Genomic DNA, 18,619 nt, shown 5'->3' with positions numbered 1-18,619 from the left:
CCCGCGGCAACTGCGGTTCCATGGACGGGTGCGTTCAGGACTTCGTGAGGTATCGAATTCGACGCGGACCCCGAGTCCGGCGTCGGCCCACTCGACCTGAAGGAGAGCAGACGTGGTCATCCCGCACACCGGTGGTCCCGCGGAGGAAGCCCTGCTCAGGGGAGGGCGGTTCTTCACCCCGGGTGTGTTCTCGGACGACCTGCGCACCGTCACCCGGGAAGGCGGGCGGCAGGGCGACGTCTTCTACCGGGACCGCTGGAGCCACGACAAGGTGGTGCGGTCCACCCACGGGGTGAACTGCACCGGATCGTGTTCGTGGAAGATCTACGTCAAGGACGGGATCATCACGTGGGAGACCCAGGAAACCGACTACCCGTCGGTGGGTCCGGACCGCCCCGAGTACGAACCCCGCGGCTGCCCCCGCGGTGCGGCGTTCTCCTGGTACACGTACTCGCCGACACGCGTGCGGTATCCCTACGCGCGCGGTGTTCTCGTCGAAATGTACCGGGAGGCGCGTGAGCGTCTCGGTGATCCGGTGGACGCGTGGGCCGACATCCAGGCCGACCCCGCGCGTCGCCGGAAGTATCAGCAGGCCAGGGGCAAGGGCGGGCTCGTGCGGGTCACCTGGGCCGAGGCCACCGAGATGATCGCCGCGGCGCACGTGCACACGATCAGGGAATACGGCCCCGACCGGATCGCCGGGTTCTCGCCGATTCCCGCGATGTCGATGGTGTCGTTCGCCGCGGGATCGCGGTTCGTCGAACTTCTCGGTGGCGTCATGACCTCGTTCTACGATTGGTACGCCGATCTTCCGGTCGCGTCGCCGCAGGTGTTCGGGGATCAGACCGACGTTCCCGAGTCCGGAGACTGGTGGGACGCGGCGTATCTGATGATGTGGGGGTCCAACGTCCCGGTCACCCGGACTCCCGACGCCCACTGGATGGCCGAGGTGCGGTATCGCGGCACGAAAGTCGTGTCGATCAGCCCCGATTACGCCGACAACACGAAATTCGCCGACGAGTGGATGCCGTGCGCGGCGGGCACGGACGGCGCGATGGCGATGGCGATGGGACACGTGATCCTGTCGGAGTTCTTCGTGACGCGGCGCGAACCGTTCTTCGTCGACTACGTGCGGCAGTACACGGACCTGCCGTTCCTGATCGCGCTCGAGGAACGCGACGGCCGCCTCGTTTCGGGAAAGAATCTCACCGCCGCGGATCTCGGGGACACGAGCGAGAACGCCGCGTTCAAACCCGTCCTGGTGGACGGCGCGACGGGCGAGGTGGTGGTGCCGCACGGCTCCCTCGGATTCCGCTACGGCGACGAGGGCGTGGGGAAATGGAATCTGGACCTCGGTGACGTCGTTCCCGCGCTGACGGTCGCCGCGCCCGACGGCGAGGGCGAGACCGCCGCCGTGCACCTGCCGCGGTTCGACACCCCGGACGGCCACGGCGAGACGCTGGTGCGCGGTGTGCCGGTTCGCCGGGTCGGCGACCTCCGGGTGTGCACTGTCTTCGACCTCCTGCTCGCCCAGTACGGCGTTGCTCGACCCGGGCTTCCCGGCGAGTGGCCCGGCGGCTTCGACGACGCGGCCGTCCCATACACACCGGCGTGGCAGGAACCGATCACCGGGGTCGCGGCGGCGCAGGTGATCCGGATCGCCCGCGAGTTCGCGACCAACGCCGTCGACTCGGGCGGGCGTTCGATGATCATCATGGGCGCCGGGATCTGCCAGTGGTTCCACGGCGACGCGACGTACCGGGCGGTGCTGAGCCTGCTGTTGCTCACCGGGTCGATGGGCCGCAACGGCGGCGGGTGGGCCCACTACGTCGGGCAGGAGAAGTGCCGTCCCGTCACGGGATGGGCGACGGTCGCGATGGGCACCGACTGGAGTCGCCCGCCGCGCCAGATGGCGGGCACGTCGTATTGGTACGTCCACACCGACCAGTGGCGGTACGACGGGTACCGCGCCGACGCCCTCGCGAGCCCCACCGGCCGGGGAAACTTCCGGGGCAGGCACACGATGGACGTGATGACGTCGGCCGTCTCGATGGGGTGGACGCCGTTCTACCCGCAGTTCGACCGCTCCAGCCTCGTCCTGGCGGACGAGGCCGAGGCCGAGGGGCGTGACGTCGTGGAGCACGTCACGAGCCGATTGGCTTCGGGGGAGCTGAAATTCGCGCTCACCGACCCGGACGATCCGCGGAACTGGCCGCGCGTGCTGAGTGTGTGGCGCGCGAACCTGCTCGGTTCGTCGAGCAAGGGCAACGAGTACTTTCTCCGGCATCTCCTGGGCACGACGTCGAATCTGCAGGCGGAGCCCACCCCCGAGAACCTTCGTCCGAACGACGTCACCTGGCGCGACGACATCCCGGAGGGCAAACTCGACCTGCTGATGTCGATCGACTTCCGGATGACGTCCACCACGTTGCTGTCGGACGTCGTCCTCCCCGCCGYGACCTGGTACGAGAAGTCCGACCTGTCCAGCACCGACATGCACCCGTACCTGCATGCCTTCACCGCGGCGATCGACCCGCCGTGGGAAACCCGTTCCGATTTCGACGCTTTCGGTGCGGTGGCGCAGGCGTTCAGCGTGCTGGCGCGGCGGCACCTCGGTGTGCGCCGCGACGTCGTGATGGGCACGTTGCAGCACGACACCCCGGGAGCGATGGCATACCGGGGCGGCACCGAACAGGATTGGCGCGCACACGGTCAGACGCCCGTCCCGGGCAAGACGATGGGGCCGCTGGTGGTGGTCGAACGGGACTATCCCGCCGTCGCCGAGAAGTGGGCGGCGCTGGGGCCGCTCGTCGAGTCGGCGGGGCTCACCACCAAAGGCGTCACCACGCATCCGGACCGGGAGGTACGAGAACTCGCCGCCGAGCACGGCGTCCTCGACTCCGGCGTCGCCGCGGGTCGTCCGGCGCTCGACACCGCAGAGAAGATGGCCGAGACCATCCTCGCGTTGTCGGGGACGTCGAACGGCAGACTCGCCGTCCAGGGATTCCGCGAACTGGAGAAGCGGACGGGCACGCCGCTCGCGCACCTCGCCGAGGGGAGCGAGGAGCGCCGGATCACGTTCGCCGACACCCAGGCCCGGCCTGTTCCGGTGATCACCAGCCCCGAATGGTCGGGCAGCGAGACCGGCGGCCGCCGGTACGCACCGTTCACAGTGAATATCGAGGAACTGAAGCCATTTCACACGCTGACCGGGCGCATGCACTTCTTCCTCGACCACGACTGGATCGAGGAACTGGGGGAGCAATTGCCCATCTACCGCCCGCCGCTCGACATGGCCCGGTTGTTCGGCGAACCCGCCGTGGGCGATCGGCAGGGCGGGATCGGGCTGAGCGTGCGCTATCTGACCCCGCACTCGAAGTGGTCGATCCACTCCGAGTACCAGGACAACCTGTTCATGCTGTCGCTGTCCCGGGGTGGGCCCACCATGTGGATGAGCCCGAACGACGCCGCGAAGATCGAGGTGCGCGACAACGACTGGGTGGAGGCGGTCAACCGCAACGGCGTGGTGGTGTGCCGGGCGATCGTCTCGCATCGGATGCCGGACGGTGTCGTCTACGTGTACCACGCGCAGGAACGCACCATCGACGTGCCGCTCACCGAGACCACCGGAAAGCGTGGGGGCATCCACAACTCGCTGACCAGGCTGCTGATCAAACCATCCCACCTGGCCGGTGGCTACGCCCAGACGTCGTTCGCGTTCAATTACCTCGGGCCCACCGGAAACCAACGCGACGAGGTGACGGTGGTGCGTCGTCGCTCGCAGGAGGTGACGTACTGATGCGTGTCATGGCTCAGCTCGCGATGGTGATGAATCTCGACAAGTGCATCGGCTGCCACACCTGTTCGGTGACGTGCAAGCAGGCGTGGACCAATCGCTCGGGCACCGAGTACGTGTGGTTCAACAACGTGGAAACCCGCCCCGGTCAAGGCTATCCGCGCACGTACGAGGACCAGGAGAAGTGGCGCGGCGGATGGGTACGGGACGGCAAGGGGCGGCTGCGCCTGCGTGACGGCGGCCGGTGGAAGAAGCTCTCGCGGATCTTCTCGAACCCGAAGATGCCGTCCATCGACGACTACTACGAACCCTGGACCTACGACTACGAGAACCTCACCCAGGCCCCGCTCGGCGAGCACATGCCCGTCGCGGCGCCGCGCAGCCTGATCAGCGGTCGGCCGATGAAGGTGGAGTGGTCGGCGAACTGGGACGACGACCTCGCGGGTTCACCCGAGATCCTCCCGGACGATCCGGTCCTGAAGAAGGTGAGTGACAAGGTCAAGCTCGAACTCGAAGAGACGTTCATGTTCTACCTGCCGCGTATCTGCGAGCACTGCCTCAACCCGTCGTGCGTCGCCTCCTGCCCGTCGGGGGCGATGTACAAGCGGTCCGAGGACGGCATCGTGCTCGTCGACCAGGACAAGTGCCGCGGATGGCGGATGTGCGTGTCCGGATGCCCGTACAAGAAGGTGTATTTCAACCACAAGACCGGCAAGGCCGAGAAGTGCACGTTCTGCTATCCGCGCGTCGAGGTGGGACTGCCGACGGTGTGCGCGGAGACGTGCGTCGGCCGGCTGCGCTACATCGGCCTGCTGTTCTACGACGTCGACAAGGTCCTCGCCGCGGCCTCGGTGGAGAACGACACGGACCTGTACGAGGCGCAACTCGATCTCCTGCTCGACCCTCGCGACCCCGCGGTCGTGGAGGGCGCCCGGGCGGAAGGGATCTCGGACGAGTGGATCGAGGCGGCCCAGAACTCGCCCGTGCACGCCCTGATCAAGGACTGCCGGGTTGCGCTGCCGCTGCATCCGGAATTCCGGACGATGCCGATGGTCTGGTACGTGCCGCCGCTGTCGCCCGTCGTCGACGCCGTCAGCCGCGACGGTCACGACGGCGAGGATGTCGGCAACCTGTTCGGTGCGCTCGACTCGTTGCGGATCCCGGTCGAATACCTGGCGGGACTGTTCACCGCGGGCGACACCGAGGTGGTGGGCGGCGTCCTGCGGCGTCTCGCGGCCATGCGGTCGTACATGCGTGACATCAACCTCGGTCGCGAACCGCAGGCCCATATCCCGGAGGCGGTGGGGATGACGGAGGAAGAGATCTACCAGATGTACCGGCTCCTGGCACTCGCGAAATACGAAGAACGGTACGTGATCCCCACCGCCTACGCCGCCGACGGACACCGCCTCGAGGAGACGGCGACGGAATGTGCACTCGACTTCGAGGGCGGCCCCGGCATGCACGAGTCCGGCCCCTTCGGCGAAGCCAGCGGCGGCCCGGTACCCGTGGCGGTCGAGACGTTCCACGCGCTGCGCGAGCGGCAGACCACCGACGAGATGTCCGCCAACGCGAGCCATCCGTCCCGGGTGAACCTGCTGAACTGGGACGGCAAAGGCGCCCCGGCCGGAATGTTTCCCGAGCGGAGTGATCGGCGGTGACCCCTCTGTTGCGGCGTCGGCGCGACCGCGTCCGGGACCGGCTCGTGTGGCACGCGGCGGCACTGCTGCTCGCGTATCCGGACGACGGCCGAGACGAGCGTCTCCACGTCGTCGCGGACATCCTCGGACACCTACCGCCCGATTCGGGGCGGCTCCTCGCGGAGGCGCATCGCTTCCTGTGCGAGACGGACCCGTACGTGGCGGCGGCGCAGTACGTCGAGACGTTCGATCTCCGCCGCCGCACGACGCTGTATCTGACGTACTGGACGGCGGGCGACACCCGCAACCGCGGCCGCGAGATCCTGGCCTTCGCCGACACCTACCGCCGCGCCGGCGTCGAACCGCCGAAGGACGAATCGGCCGATCACCTGACGGTGGTGCTCGAGTTCGCCGCGCTCGTCGACGCCGCCGCGGGTGCGGGACTCCTGTCGGCGCACCGGGTTCCACTCGACATGCTGCACGCGGCGCTCGGCGAGACGGGCTCGCCGTACGCCGCCGTCGTCGCGGGCGTGTGCGGAACCCTGCCGCCCGCCTCCGACCGGGACGTGGTGCGGGCGCGGCAACTCGCCGCGGCCGGGCCGCCCGCCGAGGCCGTCGGGCTCGAGCCCTTCACCCTGACCGTTCCACCGCGCCGAGAAGGAGCGACCTGACATGTCCGCCGGTGAACTCTTCTGGGACATCGTGCCGTACGTCACGCTGGCGATCTTCGTGGTCGGCACGTGGTGGCGGTACCGCTATGACAAATTCGGCTGGACCACCCGCTCGTCGCAGCTCTACGAGAGCCGATTGCTGCGGATCGGCAGCCCGCTGTTCCACTTCGGCATCCTCGTCGTGATCGCCGGACACGTGATCGGCCTGGTCGTCCCGCAGTCGTGGACCGATGCGATCGGGATGAGCGAGCACGCCTATCACGTCCAGGCCCTCGTGCTCGGTGCGATCGCGGGTGTCGCGACCCTGGCCGGTGCGCTCGTTCTGGTGTATCGCCGCCGTACCCGGGGTCCGGTGTTCACGGCGACCACCTGGAACGACAAGCTGATGTACGCGGTGCTGCTCGCCGCGATCGTCGCCGGGCTGGCGACCACCCTGCTCGGATCCGGCGTCGTCGGCGAGGAGAGCAACTACCGCGAGACGGTGTCGCCGTGGTTCCGGTCGATCTGGATTCTGCAGCCCCGCGGCGACCTCATGGCCCAGGCGTCACTCGCCTTCCACATCCACGTCGCGATCGCGCTGGTGTTGTTCGCCCTCTGGCCGTTCACCCGGCTCGTGCACGCCTTCAGCGCTCCCGTGGGCTATCTGTTCCGCCCCTACATCGTGTACCGCAGCCGCGACGTCGCCCGAAACGGCGAGCTCATCGGCTCGCAACCCCGTCGTCGAGGCTGGTGACCCGCTGTCGGGGGCCGCGTGTAAAGTTTGCCGTTCGACGACGCCCAGCTTTCGAGGACCGCTGAACCACTACATGGCCAAGATCGATCGCAGCCGCACTGCCGCACTCACCCAAGCGCCGACCCTGCACGAGCCGGATGTCGGCGTCCGGCGCACCGTGCTCCCCGGCGGGCTCCGGGTGGTCACCGAATACGTTCCCGGTGTCCGATCCGCGTCCGTGGGCGTCTGGGTGGGTGTCGGATCACGTGACGAGCAGCCCACCGTCGCCGGGGCCGCGCACTTCCTCGAGCACCTGCTGTTCAAGGCCACGCCGTCGCGCAGCGCTCTCGACATCGCGCAGGTGATGGACGGCGTCGGCGGCGAGCTCAATGCCTTCACGTCCAAGGAGCACACCTGCTTCTACGCGCACGTGCTCGACGACGACCTGCCGCTCGCCATCGACCTCGTCAGTGACGTCGTCCTGCGCGGCCGCTGCCGGTCCTCCGACGTCGACGTCGAACGCCAGGTGGTCCTCGAAGAGATCTCGATGCGCGACGACGACCCGGAGGACCTCCTCGGCGACGCGTTCCTGACCGCCCTGTACGGCGACCATCCCGTCGGCAGGCCGGTGATCGGCAGTGTCGAATCCATCGAATCGATGACCCGCACCCAACTCCACTCGTTCCACGTGCGGCGCTACACGCCGCAGCGCATGGTGGTCGCCGTCGCCGGCAACGTGGAGCACGAACATACGGTCGAGCTGGTGCGGCGCGCGTTCGCCGGGCACCTCGAATCGGCGTCCGAACCAGCTCCCCGACGCGCAGGCACCCTGCGCCTGCGCACGGAGCCGGCGCTCAGCCTGACCAACCGGGACAGCGAACAGGTCCACCTCTCGCTCGGGGTGCGCGCGTTCGGGCGGCACGAGGCCCATCGCTGGGCGCTGTCGGTCCTCAACGCCGCCGTCGGCGGCGGGCTCAGTTCCCGGCTCTTCCAGGAAGTGCGGGAGATCCGTGGCCTGGCATATTCCGTGTACTCGGGCATCGACACGTTCTCCGACACGGGTGCGTTCTCGATCTACGCCGGGTGCCAGCCCGAGAACCTCGGCGAGGTCACCACGGTGATCCGCGAGGTGCTGTCGAACGTGGCGGCCGAGGGCATCACCGACGCCGAGTGCGCCCGCGCCAAGGGTTCGCTGCGGGGCGGACTGGTTCTGGGACTGGAGGATTCGGGTTCCCGGATGCACCGCATCGGTCGCAGTGAGCTCAACTACGGCAATCACCGCAGCATCACCGAAACCCTGAGCAAGATCGACGCGGTCACCACCGACGAGGTCCGCGACGTCGCGAGGGTCTTGCTGCAGCGCCCGTTCGCCGCCGCCGTCGTCGGACCGTATCGTCGCAAGCGCGACCTGCCGGCCTCGGTGCGCGGCATCGTCCGGTAACGAGGATTCGCCGAACACCGACAGGAGCAGCCTGAGATGAAGATCCGTGGAGCGGTACTCGAGGAGATCGGGAGAACGCGCCCGTTCGCCGAGTCGGCGCCGATCTCGATCTCCGAACTCGACCTCGACGAACCCGGTGCGGGCGAGATCCTGGTCCGGATCGAGGCGGCGGGTCTGTGCCACTCCGACCTGTCCGTCGTCGACGGCAACCGGGTGCGCCCGGTCCCGATGCTGCTCGGGCACGAGGCAGCGGGGCGGATCATGCAACTCGGCGCCGGCGTCGACGACGTCACGGTCGGACAGCGCGTGGTCATGACGTTCCTCCCGCGCTGCGGAGAGTGTGCCGGCTGCGCCACCGGCGGTCGCATGCCGTGCGGGCCCGGCACCAGCGCCAACAATGACGGAACCCTACTCGACGGGGGAGCGCGACTGCACCGCGGCGGCGCCACCGTGCACCACCACCTCGGGGTGTCCGGATTCGCGACGCACGCGGTCGTCAACCGGCGCTCGGTCGTTCCCGTCGGCGACGACGTCCCCGCCGACGTGGCGGCCGTGCTCGGATGCGCCGTCCTCACCGGCGGCGGCGCCGTCCTCAACGCGGGCGACCCGCAACCCGGCCAGGCCGTGATGGTCGTCGGGCTCGGCGGGGTGGGAATGGCCGCGATCCTGACGGCCGTGTCCCGGGGTGCCGGCGAGGTCATCGGCGTCGACGCCGTGCCCGCGAAACTGCAGACCGCCCGCGAACTCGGAGCGACCGCGGTCTACACCCCGGCGGAACTCGAAGAAGCCGGCGTCCGGGCGCCCATCGTCATCGAGGCCGCCGGGAACGCCCGCGCGTTCGAATCGGCTGTTCGCGCAACCTCTCCCGGGGGCAAGACGATCACCGTCGGACTGCCGTCCCCGGACGCGCGGTCGTCGATCTCCCCGCTCACCCTGGTGGCCGAGGCCCGCACGATCATCGGCAGCTACCTCGGCTCGGCGGTGCCGTCCCGGGACATCCCGATCTACGAGGACCTCTGGCGCTCCGGGAAGCTTCCCGTCGAGAAGCTCATCTCCTCCCGCATCACGCTCGACGACATCAACCGCGGCATGGACGAACTCGCCGACGGCAGGGCGATCCGGCAGATCATCGTGTTCGACTGATTCGCGCGGATTGCGTCAGTCGGAGTCGCCCGGGTGCCCCGTGACGTCTTCGGCGGACAGTGCCGACAAGGCGATCAGGCCGGCCAGAAAACCGGCCCGGTCTCGCTCCGGCAACCGGGCGAGGAGCCGCTCCTCGCCCCGCCGGATCGCCGCCTGTGCCGAATCGCGCACCCGATGCCCGTCCGGGGTCAGCGACAGCAGCCGGGCCCGGCGGTCCGCGGGATCTCGCTGCCGGTCGATCAGGCCGCGGTCCTGCAGTTCGTCGAGCACGCCGATGATCCGGGTCTTGTCGGCGCCGATCGCCTCCGCGAGCGCGGCCTGGGTGCGCAGCGGGTGCTCGTCGAGTGCGAGGAGTACGACGTAGCCCCACATGGTCAGCCCGTGCTCGGCGAGCACGGGAAGTTCCGCCGCCACCAGTGAGCGGTTCAGGGTGGTCGTCATCGCGGCGAGGTCGGGGCGGGTGCGCTCGTGCTGTCCGTTCTTCGGGTCGGGGCTCGGCATACCGCAGAAAATACACCTTGACCGATCATCTACTCGAGTAGATGATAAGCGATAGCTTACTAATCCGATTCGAAGGGCGAGGTACCGACGATGGATGTCGACGAGATCCGGCGCTGGGATGCCCGCGCCGTGGAGACGAGTGTGGAGATCGTGTCGCACGTGACGAGTCGCGACCTGCAGCGCGCGACACCGTGCGCGCAGTGGACCCTCGGCGAACTGCTGGCCCACATGACCGTGCAGCACCTGGGGTTCGCCGCGGCGGCCGCGGGCGACGGGCCCGACCTGTCGCGCTGGCGGCCGCATGCGTCGGCGAACCCGGTTGCCGCCTATCGTGCGGCGGCGGACACCGTCGTCGAGGCCTTCGCCCGCGACGGTGTCGGGGAGCGGCAGTTCTGGCTACCGGAGATCAGCACCGAGTTCCCGTTCCCCGCGGCCACCGCCGTCGGGTTCCACTTCCTCGACTACGCGGTCCATTCGTGGGACGTCGCGCGAGCACTCGAACTCGACTTCGCACCCGAAACCGGCATGGTGGCCGCGGTTCTCCCCATCGCCCGTCGCGTGCCGGACGGTGCGGACCGGCTGCGCGAGGGCGCCGCGTTCGCCCCGGGATTGACCGCCGGCGCCGACTCTGCGGATTTCGGCGCGGTGCTGTCGCTGCTCGGCCGATCACCGCACTGGCACCCGGAATACGAGCCCCGCCGCGTGTGAGGACGAGACGCAGGTCTCCCACCCCGCCCCTGCGCAGCGGTCGGCACCCGGCGATTGCGTAGGCTTTCGGGCGAATCGTTGTGACTGGACGGAGCGTGGAGAAGTGAGCGCAGCAGCACCCATCAGGGTCGGGGTTCTCGGGGCCAAGGGCAAGGTCGGACGGGCGATCTGCGAGGCGGTGGAGCAGGCACCGGACCTCGAACTCGTCGCGGAGGTCGATCACGGCGACCGGCTCGAGTCGTTCGGCGAGGCCGGCACGCAGGTCGTCGTCGACTTCACCCACCCCGACGTGGTGATGGACAACCTGAAGTTCCTCGTCTCCAACGGCATTCATGCCGTGGTGGGCACCACCGGGTTCGACGACACGAGGCTCGACACGGTGCGGTCGTGGCTGATCGAGCGCCCCGACGTCGGGGTCCTGATTGCCCCCAACTTCGCAATCGGCGCCGTCCTCTCCATGCGCTTCGCCGAAGCGGCAGCACGATTCTTCGATTCCGTCGAGGTCATCGAGTTGCACCACCCCAACAAGGCGGATGCGCCGTCCGGCACCGCCTACCGGACCGCCGCCCTCATCTCCGAGGCACGCCGCAAGGCCGGCGTGGGACCGAGCCCCGACGCGACGACCACCGAACTGGACGGTGCGCGCGGCGCCGACGTGGACGGCGTGCGGGTCCATTCCGTGCGGCTCGCAGGTCTGGTCGCCCATCAGGAGATCATCCTCGGCACGCAGGGCGAGACGCTGACCATCCGCCACGATTCGATCGACCGCAACTCCTTCGCCCCCGGCGTCCTGCTCGGTGTGCGGGAGATCGGCAACCGCCCCGGTCTCACCGTCGGTATCGACCCCCTTCTCGACCTGTGAAGGACGGCTCGACCAAGACCGTCGTCACGATCGGACTGCTGGTCGCAGCGCTGGCGTTCTACTTCGTCCTTCTCGGCCGGCGTGGGATCGAGCTGATCCAGGACGGCGGAGCAGCCGCGATCGGCCTGGGGATCGGCGTCCTGATCCTGCCGTTCCTGGGCGCCTGGATCGTCTACGCCACGCTGCGTGCCGGATTCCAGCACCAGCATCTGTCCCGCCGCATCGCCGACGAGAGACTCGAACTGGATGTCAGCGATCTGCCGAAGCGCCCCTCGGGCCGCATCGACCGGGACGCCGCCGACGCACTGTTCCAGCAGGTCAAGTCCGAATGGGAAGCAGACCCGGACAACTGGCGGAACTCCTACCGGCTCGCGCGCGCCTACGACTACGCCGGCGACCGCGGCCGGGCCAGGGAGACGATGAAACGGGCTGTGGAACTCGAACGTGTCGAACGGGAAGGCGAGCCCGGCCGGTAGTAGACGGACCCGGTCGTACGCTGACGACTGTGAAGTCACTACTCGTCGTCCACCACACGCCGTCGCCGGTGACCCGTGAGTGCCTCGAAGCCGTACTGAAAGGCGCGCGGGACCCCGACATCGACGGCGTCGAGGTGAAGTCGATCCCCGCACTCGGCGCGACCGTCCCCGACGTCCTCGCGGCCGACGGGTTCCTGTTCGGGACCTCCGCCAACTTCGGCTACATGTCCGGTGCGCTGAAGCACTTCTTCGACACCGTCTACTACCCGTGCCTCGACGCGGTCGCCGGGCGCCCCTACGGACTCTGGGTGCACGGCAACAACGACACCGCCGGGGCCRTGAAGTCGGTGCAGAAGATCGTGACCGGGCTGGCGCTCACCCAGGTCGCCGAGATCCTGGAACTGACCGGATCTGTCGACGCGAGTGCGCGGGAGCGGTTGTACGAACTCGGCGCGACGGTGGCGGTCACGCTGGCGGAGGACGCCTGACGACGTCGCCGTCGACCGTGTCGGTGGCCGATGGCAAGCTTCGGTCATGCGTGAGATGACCGCCGCCGCGGCCCGGAGAACGGCGCTCTGGGCGCAGGGTTTCGCCGACCGGAAGCCGGCCGGTACACCGACGCGCAGGCACGTCCGTTCGGTTCTCGACCGCGTGCGGTTGTTCCAGATCGACTCCGTGTCGGTGGCCGTGCGCGCCCACTACGTCCCGCTGTTCAGCCGTCTCGGGGTGTACGACCGCGGTCTGGTCGACTCGGCGGCGTGGTCGCACTCCGCCCGTGCACCCCGGATGCTGGCGGAGTACTGGGCGCACGAGGCGGCGTTCATCCCGGTCGAGGACTGGCCGCTGCTGCGCTGGCGGATGCACCGGTACCGGCACGGACGCTGGTCCGGCGAATCCCGCGTACTCGACCGCAATCCCACGCTCGCCGCCGACGTGCTCGACGTGATCGGCGCCGTCGGTGCGTGCAGCGCGGGCGACGTGGAGAAACACCTCGAGGTCGACCGGCCCGACCGCAAGGGTCCTTGGTGGGATCGCAGCGACACCAAAGTGGTGTGCGAGCAGCTGTTCGCGTCCGGTGCGCTGGCGGTCGACAAGCGCGTCGCCTTCACCCGTCACTACGACCTCACCGAACGGGTGCTGCCGGAAGCGGTCCTCGCCGAGAACGTTTCGGAGGAGGACGCCGTCCGTGGCCTGGTGCAGCGGTCCGCGCGGGCCCTCGGGGTGGCCACCGAACCCGATCTGCGCGACTACTACCGGCTGTCGCCGGCGCAGACCGCCGCGGCCGTCGAGGACCTCGTCGAGGACGGTGTGCTCGAACGGGTCGGCGTCCGGGGCTGGGAGGCATCGGCATTCGTCCACCGCGACGTCCGGGTTCCCCGGAAGGTGGAGGGGGCGGCGCTGCTCTGCCCGTTCGATCCGCTGGTTTTCTGCYRGCCCCGTACCGAGCGGGTATTCGACTTCCGGTACCGCCTCGAGATCTACACCCCCGCGCACAAACGTGTCCACGGGTACTACGTCTTCCCGTTCCTGCTGAACGGTGAACTGGTGGCGAGGGTCGATCTCAAGGCCGACCGCGCGTCGGGGACGCTCGAAGTGCGATCCGCGTTCGTCGAACCCGACCGGAGTCCGGGGCACGTGGTGGAGGCGCTGGTTCCGGAATTGCGAAGAATGGCAACGTGGTTGGGCCTGGACGACGTCCGAGTGGACGATCGCGGCAACCTCGGTGCCCTCCTCGCGGCCGAGGCGTCGCGGCCGCGAGGAGAGTGAAGAACTGGAGGCTCTCGACTGCCTACAGGCTCTCGACGAACTTCGTCAGGCCCTTGCTCGCGGTCTCGAGCGCCGTCTTCTGCGCCTTCTTCACGAGGAACCCCGGCAGCGGAATCTTCGGGTCGACCGTCAATTCGAACGTCACCTTGGTGCCGGCGCCGGACTCGGTGAGGACGTACGACCCGTCCTGGGCGTTCTGCTGGCCGCTCTCGACGAGGTGCCACGACACCGTGTTGTCGCCCTCGAACGTGTAGTCGACGACCTGCTCGTCGCTGATCCCGAGGATGGAGACGCTCATCCGGACTCGGTGGGGGCGGCCGTCGTCGTGTGTGCTCTCGATGGTGACCGACTTGTGGGCCGAGGACCACTCGGGCAGGCGATCCACCGCAGCGATCGCGGCCATCACCGTGGCCGGATCGGCCTTGATCTCGAATTCCTTGACGCCGGAAACGGCCATGTTCTTCGCTCCTTCGAGCCCGTGGCGACTCTCACCGTGTGGCTGATGCGACGTAATTACATCACCGCCGCCGACGGGCGCGTGGAGTGAGTGCACCGGCGCTCAGAAATCGCCTCTCCCGTTCCGGCGCATCTGGTCCTTGAGCGCGCCCTGGACCGCTTGCGACACCCAGGAATTGAGCGACACCCCGTTCTGGGAGGCGGCCTCCTCGGCCTTCGACTTGATCTGATCCATCAGGCGGAGGGTGACGCGGCTGATGTCACCGGTGACGTCATCGAACGCGGCACCGATGTCCTCGGCGGTGGCGGTGCGTTCCCCGTCCGGCCCGGGCTGGGCGGGAGTGCGGTGCACGTCGACCGCCACCTCGCTGCCGTCCAGGCGCACGCCGACGGTGCGATTGCCGAGTTCGGAAGACACCTCTCCCGCAAAGTCGGTGAGCGCCGACAGGAGGAGCAGGCGCGCGGCGGGTTCGACTGCGGCGGCGAGCGCCGCAGCGGTCGCCCGCGTCTGCTCGTCGCCGAGTGCGGCTGCTGCGTTCAGGTCGTCTCGCAGCCGGGAGACATAGATGCCGAGGTCCATGACGCCAGCATGACGTCAACCGTGACGCCAGTCAAGCAGTCGTGACCTCAGCTTGGTGATGTCACCCTCGGACAGTGTCAGGCCGATGCTGCGACTAGGGTCGATGCATTCAGGAGGGACTCCCGACCAGGGAGTTCGGTAGGAGGATCAGCGCAGTGCCGCAGACCGTGCCGCTCAGGGTGCAACTCGTCGCGAAGACGGAGTTCTTTCCACCGGCGGACATCCCGTGGGAGACCGACGCCGACGGCGGCGAAGCGCTGGCGGAATTCGCGGGCCGGGCGTGCTACCAGAGCTGGTCCAAACCCAACCCCCGCACCGCCACCAACGCCGGATACCTGCGTCATCTGCTCGAGGTCGGGCACGAGTCGGTCCTCGAACACGGCACCGTCAGCTTCTACATCACCGGCATCTCCCGGTCCTGCACCCACGAGTTGATCCGGCACCGCCACTTCTCCTACTCGCAGCTGTCGCAGCGCTTCGTGCGGGAGAACGAGGGGAACGTCGTCGTCCCGCCCGCGATCGCCGGCGACCCCGAACTCGAGGAGCTGTTCGCGAAGGCCACCGACGCCAGCAGGGCGGCGTACGGCGAACTCCTCGAGGCCCTCGAATCGAAACTGGCCGACACCTCCAACGTGCCGCTGCGCAACAAGCAGGCGAGGCAGGCCGCGAGGGCCGTCCTGCCCAACGCGACGGAGACCCGCGTGGTGGTCACCGGCAACTACCGCGCCTGGCGGCACTTCGTCTCGATGCGGGCCACCGAGCACGCCGACGTGGAGATTCGCCGTGTCGCGGTCGAGTGCCTGAGGCAGCTGCAGGCGGCCGCACCGAATGTCTTCGGCGACTTCGAGGTACTGGACTGGGGCGACGGCACCGAGGTGGCGCGGAGCACGTTTTCCGCCGACGCGTGACTGGTGTGCAAAAGTACCTGGGTCACCGGGTAGCCTTCTGACCATGACCTACGGTGATTCCGCTTCTCCAGTCGAGCGTCCGTTCGGCACCGTGTCCACAGCGATGGTGACGCCGTTCACCTCGGACGGAAAGCTGGACGTCGACGCCGGTGTCCGCCTCGCGGCGTACCTCGTCGACAACGGGTGCGACTCCCTCGTGCTCGCCGGCACGACCGGTGAGTCGCCGACGACCACCGAAAACGAGAAGCTCGAGCTGCTCCGGGCGGTCATCGACGCGGTGGGCAACCGCGCGAAGATCATCGCCGGCGCGGGCAGCAACGACACCGCGCACAGCGTCGAACTCGCCCGTGACGCCGCCCGCGCCGGCGCGCAGGGCCTCCTCGTCGTCACCCCCTACTACTCGCGTCCGCCGCAGGCCGGACTGTTCGCGCACTTCACCGCTGTCGCCAACGCCACCGACCTTCCGGTCATGCTCTACGACATTCCACCCCGCTCCGTGGTCCCCATCGAGACGGAGACCATCCGGCGCCTCGCCGAGCACCCGCGCATCGTCGCGGTCAAGGACGCCAAGGGCGACCTCAACGCGGGCGCCGAGCTGATCGGCACCACCGACCTCCAGTTCTACTCGGGTGACGATCCGCTCAACCTGCCGTGGCTGTCGGTGGGCGCGACGGGATTCGTCAGCGTCATCGGGCACCTCGTGCCCGGCCGGCTGCGTGAACTGCACACCGCCTTCGCGGCGGGGGACATCGCCCGCGCCCGCGCCATCAACCTCAGCCTCATCCCGGTCATCCGCTCGGTGGCGCGTCTCGGCGGCGTGAGCGCGTCGAAGGCGGGTCTGCGCCTGATCGGCCTCGACGTCGGTGAACCCCGGTTGCCGCAGGTGGCGCCCACGCACGATCAGATCGATCTCCTGGCCGCCGATCTGCACGCAGCGGGGGTGCTCGCGTGACCCGACCGCCTCGTCGTCGCAGCGCCAGCCGCCAGGCAGGCCCCCCTTCCCCCACAGCGAGCGAGCCGACGACGCCGGCCCCCGCCGCCGAGCTGGCGACGCCGGCCCCCGCCGCCGAGCCGGCGAAGTCGGCGCCCGTCGTCGCCGACGAGCCGAGTGCCCCGAAGTCGGAGCAGGCCAAGTCCGCGCCCGTGAAGGCCTCCTCCACGAAGGGGGGCGCCGCCAACAAGTCGTCGTCGCGCTCCGGACGGCGCGCCGGCAACAAGCGTCAGGACTCGCGGCCGGCCGCGGTCGATCCGACGGCCCGGCTCGGCGCCCCGCCGAAGGCCCCGTTCAAGGGGCTGCGGGTGGTGGCTCTCGGCGGCATCGGCGAGATCGGTCGCAACATGACCGTCTTCGAGCACCAGGGCAAACTGCTCATCGTCGACTGCGGTGTGCTGTTCCCGGAAGACCAGCAGCCTGGTGTCGACCTGATCCTCCCGGACTTCCGGCACATCGAGGACCGCATGGACGACGTCGAGGCAGTCGTCCTCACGCACGGCCACGAGGACCACATCGGCGCCATCCCGTTCCTGCTGCGCCTGCGTCCGGATCTGCCGGTCGTCGGTTCGCGGTTCACGCTCGCGCTCGTCGCGGCCAAGTGCCGTGAGCACCGCCAGCGCCCCAACCTCGTCGAGGTCGTCGAGGGTCAGCGCACCGAACACGGCCCATTCGAGTGCGAGTACTTCGCCGTCAACCACTCGATCCCCGACGCCATTGCCGTCGCGATCCGGACCGACGCCGGCGTCGTGCTGCACACCGGCGACATCAAGCTCGACCAGTTGCCGCTCGACGGCAGGCTCACCGACCTCGCCGGCTTCTCCCGTCTCGGCGACGAGGGCGTCGACCTGTTCCTCGTCGACTCCACCAACGCCGAGGTGCCGGGATTCGTCACCCCCGAACGTGAGATCGGGGGAGTGCTCGACAACGTCATCGGCAAGGCCCGGCAGCGTGTGATCGTGGCCTCCTTCGCCAGCCACGTGCACCGCATCCAGCAGGTCGTCGACGTCGCGCACCGGTACAACCGGCGGGTCGCGTTCGTGGGCCGGTCGATGGTCCGCAACATGCAGATCGCGCAGGATCTCGGCTACCTGAGCGTCCCGGACGGTCTGGTCGTCGACATCGACACCGCGGCCAACCTGCCCGACGACCGGCTCGTCCTCATCTCCACCGGCTCGCAGGGCGAACCGCTGTCGGCGTTGTCGCGGATGGCCCGCGGCGAGCACCGGCAGATCAACATCCGGGCCAACGACCTCGTCGTGCTGGCCTCGTCGCTGATCCCCGGCAACGAGAACTCCGTGTTCGCCGTCGTCAACGGCCTCGCCAAGCGCGGCGCCACCGTCGTCACCCAGCAGAGCGCGAAGGTGCACGTCTCCGGTCACGCCTCGGCGGGTGAGCTCCTGTACCTGTACAACGCGGTCCGGCCCACCAACGCGATGCCGGTCCACGGCGAATGGCGCCACCTGCGGGCCAACGCCGCCCTCGCGAAGGCGACCGGTGTGCCGGAGGAGCGGATCGTGCTCGCCGAGGACGGTGTGGTGGTCGACATGGTCGACGGTCTCGCCGAGATCGTCGGGCAGGTTCCCGTCGGGCACGTCTACGTCGACGGACTGTCCGTCGGCGACGTCGGCGACTCCACACTGTCGGACCGGTTGGTCCTCGGTGAGGGCGGGTTCATCGCCATCAACGTCGTCATCGACGACCACACGGGCCGCGCGGTCAGCACCCCCGAGGTGTCCGGACGCGGATTCTCCGACGACCCGACGGCCCTCAAGGACGCGGCGCAGTTGGTCGAGGCGGAGCTGCTGCGCCTGGCCACCGAAGGCATCAACGACGCTCACCGCATCGCCCAGGCGATCCGGCGTGTCGTCGGCAGATGGGTGGCCGACAAGTACCGTCGCCGGCCGATGATCGTTCCGACCGTCATCGCGGTGCCGTCGGCGGAGGGCAAGTAGTTCTCCGACAGG

The 18,619-nt window shown here is 68.8% G+C and carries 17 protein-coding genes; 14 read left to right on the top strand and 3 right to left on the bottom strand.

Features of this window, described 5'->3' with window-relative positions; all coding sequences use genetic code 11:
- Positions 1-112: 112 nt before the first annotated feature.
- From AC1DWT_RS09755 to AC1DWT_RS09730, 6 genes are all read left to right on the top strand, one after another.
- On the top strand, positions 113-3,799 hold the full coding sequence (locus AC1DWT_RS09755; protein ID WP_477920364.1) for a nitrate reductase subunit alpha: 3,687 nt from the start codon (positions 113-115) through the stop codon (positions 3,797-3,799).
- Positions 3,799-5,457, top strand: a complete 1,659-nt coding sequence (gene narH / locus AC1DWT_RS09750; protein ID WP_206015350.1) for a nitrate reductase subunit beta — start codon at positions 3,799-3,801, stop codon at positions 5,455-5,457. Before AC1DWT_RS09755 ends, narH begins: the two co-directional genes overlap by 1 nt.
- Positions 5,454-6,107: a nitrate reductase molybdenum cofactor assembly chaperone gene (narJ, locus tag AC1DWT_RS09745; protein WP_072937950.1), complete on the top strand. Its 654-nt coding sequence runs from the start codon at positions 5,454-5,456 to the stop codon at positions 6,105-6,107. Before narH ends, narJ begins: the two co-directional genes overlap by 4 nt.
- 1 nt (position 6,108) lies before the next feature.
- Positions 6,109-6,840 (top strand): respiratory nitrate reductase subunit gamma, encoded by a 732-nt coding sequence (narI, locus tag AC1DWT_RS09740; RefSeq protein ID WP_206015351.1) that lies wholly within the window; start codon positions 6,109-6,111, stop codon positions 6,838-6,840.
- Positions 6,841-6,913: 73 nt separating this feature from the next.
- Complete coding sequence (locus AC1DWT_RS09735) at positions 6,914-8,260, top strand: M16 family metallopeptidase (RefSeq protein WP_206015352.1); 1,347 nt, start codon at positions 6,914-6,916, stop codon at positions 8,258-8,260.
- Between the two features lie 36 nt (positions 8,261-8,296).
- Positions 8,297-9,403 carry an alcohol dehydrogenase catalytic domain-containing protein gene (locus AC1DWT_RS09730; protein WP_206015353.1) on the top strand — a complete coding sequence of 369 codons (1,107 nt, stop codon included), beginning with the start codon at positions 8,297-8,299 and terminating at the stop codon, positions 9,401-9,403.
- Between the two features lie 15 nt (positions 9,404-9,418).
- Here AC1DWT_RS09730 and AC1DWT_RS09725 read toward each other — a convergent pair whose 3' ends face one another.
- Positions 9,419-9,904 (bottom strand): MarR family winged helix-turn-helix transcriptional regulator, encoded by a 486-nt coding sequence (locus AC1DWT_RS09725; protein ID WP_206015354.1) that lies wholly within the window; start codon positions 9,902-9,904, stop codon positions 9,419-9,421.
- 90 nt (positions 9,905-9,994) lie between these two features.
- On the opposite strand from AC1DWT_RS09725, the gene AC1DWT_RS09720 reads away from it, so the two are divergent.
- From AC1DWT_RS09720 to AC1DWT_RS09700, 5 genes are all read left to right on the top strand, one after another.
- On the top strand, positions 9,995-10,612 hold the full coding sequence (locus AC1DWT_RS09720; RefSeq protein ID WP_206015355.1) for a TIGR03086 family metal-binding protein: 618 nt from the start codon (positions 9,995-9,997) through the stop codon (positions 10,610-10,612).
- Between the two features lie 103 nt (positions 10,613-10,715).
- Positions 10,716-11,474, top strand: coding sequence for a 4-hydroxy-tetrahydrodipicolinate reductase (gene dapB, locus AC1DWT_RS09715; RefSeq protein WP_072937961.1), 759 nt, complete (start codon positions 10,716-10,718; stop codon positions 11,472-11,474).
- Positions 11,471-11,950, top strand: a complete 480-nt coding sequence (locus tag AC1DWT_RS09710) for a hypothetical protein (protein ID WP_072937963.1) — start codon at positions 11,471-11,473, stop codon at positions 11,948-11,950. The genes dapB and AC1DWT_RS09710 overlap by 4 nt, the downstream gene beginning before the upstream one ends.
- 29 nt (positions 11,951-11,979) lie before the next feature.
- Entirely contained in the window at positions 11,980-12,438 is a 459-nt protein-coding gene (locus AC1DWT_RS09705) for a flavodoxin family protein (RefSeq protein ID WP_477920360.1), read from the top strand.
- Positions 12,439-12,484: 46 nt separating this feature from the next.
- On the top strand, positions 12,485-13,717 hold the full coding sequence (locus tag AC1DWT_RS09700; protein ID WP_477920358.1) for a winged helix-turn-helix domain-containing protein: 1,233 nt from the start codon (positions 12,485-12,487) through the stop codon (positions 13,715-13,717).
- Between the two features lie 22 nt (positions 13,718-13,739).
- On the opposite strand, the gene AC1DWT_RS09695 is transcribed toward AC1DWT_RS09700, so the two are convergent.
- Together AC1DWT_RS09695 and AC1DWT_RS09690 are read right to left on the bottom strand one after the other, a co-directional pair.
- Positions 13,740-14,174 (bottom strand): SRPBCC family protein, encoded by a 435-nt coding sequence (locus tag AC1DWT_RS09695; RefSeq protein ID WP_015890414.1) that lies wholly within the window; start codon positions 14,172-14,174, stop codon positions 13,740-13,742.
- A 102-nt stretch (positions 14,175-14,276) separates the two neighbouring features.
- Positions 14,277-14,753: a toxin-antitoxin system HicB family antitoxin gene (locus tag AC1DWT_RS09690; RefSeq protein WP_206015356.1), complete on the bottom strand. Its 477-nt coding sequence runs from the start codon at positions 14,751-14,753 to the stop codon at positions 14,277-14,279.
- A 155-nt stretch (positions 14,754-14,908) separates the two neighbouring features.
- Here AC1DWT_RS09690 and thyX point away from each other — a divergent pair, with 155 nt between their 5' ends.
- From thyX to AC1DWT_RS09675, 3 genes are read left to right on the top strand one after another with little or no spacing between them, the layout of a single operon-like run.
- Positions 14,909-15,661, top strand: a complete 753-nt coding sequence (thyX, locus tag AC1DWT_RS09685; RefSeq protein ID WP_072937969.1) for an FAD-dependent thymidylate synthase — start codon at positions 14,909-14,911, stop codon at positions 15,659-15,661.
- 43 nt (positions 15,662-15,704) lie between these two features.
- Positions 15,705-16,613 carry a 4-hydroxy-tetrahydrodipicolinate synthase gene (dapA, locus tag AC1DWT_RS09680; protein WP_015890417.1) on the top strand — a complete coding sequence of 303 codons (909 nt, stop codon included), beginning with the start codon at positions 15,705-15,707 and terminating at the stop codon, positions 16,611-16,613.
- Positions 16,610-18,607, top strand: a complete 1,998-nt coding sequence (locus AC1DWT_RS09675) for a ribonuclease J (RefSeq protein WP_275957900.1) — start codon at positions 16,610-16,612, stop codon at positions 18,605-18,607. Before dapA ends, AC1DWT_RS09675 begins: the two co-directional genes overlap by 4 nt.
- Positions 18,608-18,619: the final 12 nt, after the last annotated feature.

The organism is Rhodococcus sp. P4_B6 (genome assembly GCF_056402215.1).
This window is presented reverse-complemented; position numbering and strand designations above follow the sequence as displayed.

Excerpts from the sequence above, each read along its gene's own strand:
- narH (WP_206015350.1), top strand. The coding sequence starts at position 3,799 with ATGCGTGTCATGGCTCAGCTCGCGATGGTGATGAATCTCGACAAGTGC.
- narI (WP_206015351.1), top strand. The coding sequence starts at position 6,109 with ATGTCCGCCGGTGAACTCTTCTGGGACATCGTGCCGTACGTCACGCTG.
- AC1DWT_RS09735 (WP_206015352.1), top strand. The coding sequence starts at position 6,914 with ATGGCCAAGATCGATCGCAGCCGCACTGCCGCACTCACCCAAGCGCCG.
- AC1DWT_RS09730 (WP_206015353.1), top strand. The coding sequence starts at position 8,297 with ATGAAGATCCGTGGAGCGGTACTCGAGGAGATCGGGAGAACGCGCCCG.
- AC1DWT_RS09725 (WP_206015354.1), bottom strand. The coding sequence starts at position 9,904 with ATGCCGAGCCCCGACCCGAAGAACGGACAGCACGAGCGCACCCGCCCC.
- AC1DWT_RS09720 (WP_206015355.1), top strand. The coding sequence starts at position 9,995 with ATGGATGTCGACGAGATCCGGCGCTGGGATGCCCGCGCCGTGGAGACG.
- AC1DWT_RS09695 (WP_015890414.1), bottom strand. The coding sequence starts at position 14,174 with ATGGCCGTTTCCGGCGTCAAGGAATTCGAGATCAAGGCCGATCCGGCC.
- AC1DWT_RS09690 (WP_206015356.1), bottom strand. The coding sequence starts at position 14,753 with ATGGACCTCGGCATCTATGTCTCCCGGCTGCGAGACGACCTGAACGCA.
- dapA (WP_015890417.1), top strand. The coding sequence starts at position 15,705 with ATGACCTACGGTGATTCCGCTTCTCCAGTCGAGCGTCCGTTCGGCACC.